The organism is Microcoleus sp. OTE_8_concoct_300 (assembly GCF_031383065.1).
Lineage (GTDB): Bacteria > Cyanobacteriota > Cyanobacteriia > Cyanobacteriales > Microcoleaceae > Microcoleus.
In genome coordinates, this window is the sequence record NZ_JANMZH010000111.1 from 1 (window position 1) to 2360 (window position 2360).

2 protein-coding genes are annotated in these 2360 nt (G+C 45.8%); both read right to left on the reverse strand.

The window, feature by feature from the left end:
* Positions 1-154: 154 nt before the first annotated feature.
* Entirely contained in the window at positions 155-1384 is a 1230-nt protein-coding gene (locus tag ACUVJL_RS05720; RefSeq protein WP_445244972.1) for a glycosyltransferase family 4 protein, read from the reverse strand.
* 99 nt (positions 1385-1483) lie between these two features.
* Positions 1484-2360: glycosyltransferase (locus ACUVJL_RS05725; RefSeq protein WP_445244973.1), on the reverse strand; the 877-nt coding region annotated here is incomplete at its 5' end.

Genomic DNA, 2360 nt, shown 5'->3' on the forward strand with positions numbered 1-2360 from the left:
GATGCCAACTATATCTAAGCCTTGTTTGGCAAAGAACTTACACGCCTCAGAGCCAATTAAACCTGCCGAGCCAGTAATGATTGCAACGCCCACGTTTCACCGCCCCTGAAAAAATATAGTTTTCTTTGTTTTGTGCGCTCACACAAATCAGAAGTTATCCTGATTTTCGATAGACTATATTTTCGCACAATTGGGCAAAGAATTCACCTTTGATATTCCAATCATAGATTTCCCTGACCCGCGTTTGACCGGCTCGACCCAAGCGCGATCGCAATTCCCGATCCTGGGCTAAGCACACTATAGCTTCTGCTAGACCTTGCACAGCGCGATCGGGTTCAGTAGCAGCCACTTTAATGCCCGTTTGGGCCGTCACTTGAGTAGCCGGCCCGCCCAAATCCAAACAAATCGTGGGACGGCCAACCCCCATCATTTCCGTGCAGACAAAACCGCCAGAGTCATGTAAACTTGGATGGAGGAGAACGTGAGACTCCCCCATTTTAGAAAGAGTTTCACTGCGAGATAAAGTTCCCCAAAAAAATACTTTATTTGCCAGTCCCAATTCTGTTGCCAAAGCTTCCAAACGCTGCCTTTCCGGGCCGTCTCCCACAATCCAGTATTCCGATTGTTCAAGCTTCGCCTCCGCAAATGCACGGAGTCCCAAGTGCACCCCTTTCCAGTGTAAGAGACGACCGACACTGATGAATCTAATTGGTTGCTCCGGCGGGGCAGGAAATTGCTCTAGTTCTTGAATTTCCTGCTGCGACAAACCGACTTGCGAAAAAATCTTCACGTTTTTTGCTTTGAGAAATCGCAGTCTGGCTGCGGTTTCTTCCGTAGTTGCCAGCGCCACGGCACTGCGGCGCGCCGTCAGCCCCACAAACGGATCGCGTTCTCCTACGCTTTGAGCCAATGCTCGCAGGGTTTCGTAAATTTTGCCCCGGCGGCTAAAATCTTGCCAAAAAGGCTTTGGTGCTGTTTCTGCACCTCCCACAGGCCCCCAAATAAAAGGATGCGGCAACAGCGCCAGGAAACTTGGAGACCAATGCTTGACATATGTTACGTGATGTACTAAGTCAAAACCGATTTCGCGATCAAGCTTCCGAGCGATAAAATAAGCCCAGATTTGCCACAGATAGTAGTGAAGTTGCAGCAATCCTTGTCTCCCCTTCCAATCTTCGCTCCACCCAAACGGGTCGAAATAAACAAAGTGCAGGTTTGGCACGGGGTTCCGCTCTAATTCTGCTTCAATGTACGATCGACAAAAGGTGCGAGTAAATACCCAACTTTCGTGATGTTTAGCAGATTGGATAACAGTATTCCATCCTACTCCCTCTTCGGAGCCGAGATTAGGTTCGCAAGCAAACGCAGATAATAAAACTTTCATTTCTAATTTGTAATTGCTAATTTGTAATTGCTAATTTTTCCCTCTTCCCTCTTCCATCCACCCGTTAAATCCCTTACCAAATCCGTTGCCGAACTTTTTTCACCTATTTTTCATCAAAAAAGATGTAACTTCGAGGTAAGCTTTAGCTGCTGTTTCCGGAGTTTTTTGAGAAATCATCTGTCGTGAACGCTCTCCCATCGACTCAATCAAATCAGGATTATCTATAAAAATTTGCATTTTATCCGCTAACTCTTTAGCACTGCTAGGAGCGAAAATATAACCGTTCTCGCCTGACACAATTAACTCGCAGGAAGCTGCACCATTAGAACACAATACCGGTTTGCCAAACACCATCGCTTCAGGTACAACCATACCCCAGACATCCTCAAAAGTAGGAAACACAAAAATATCAGCTTGCTGAAAATAAGAACCCAAATTTCCATATTCCACCCATCCCGCCCAGATCACCTGCTCTTCAAAATGTCGCTCTTTAATAAAAGCTTCCAGTTCTTCCCGCTGATCTCCCTTCCCAACAATCAACAGCGAATAATCAACATACCCTTGACTTTTAAGAATAGCGCAGGCTTCTAAAAGCGTTTTAATTCCCTTTCTCGCTGTGATGCGCCCTACATACAGAAAAATCGGGCGTTTTAACTGCAAACTCGGCGGCTGAGTTTGATCCAACCGTTTCAGCAAAGCTCCCGCATCAGGTACGAGATAGGTTCTGGTAAAAATTTTATCCTCTGGTACGTTTAGAACTTCCATCAGATATTTTTTACCCGCATTGCTATTGGAAACAAAAGCATCGGCAAACCGCACGAGGATGCGGCGAACAAATGTCCTAAAACTCGAATCTCGAAAGTCTGTATTTGGGGAACTACCATCATAAATAATCGCAATTTTCCACCGCATCAGCGGTTTTAAAAGCGCTACAATTACAGTCCACAACGAGAAAGCTTGGGGAAATACGATTTGA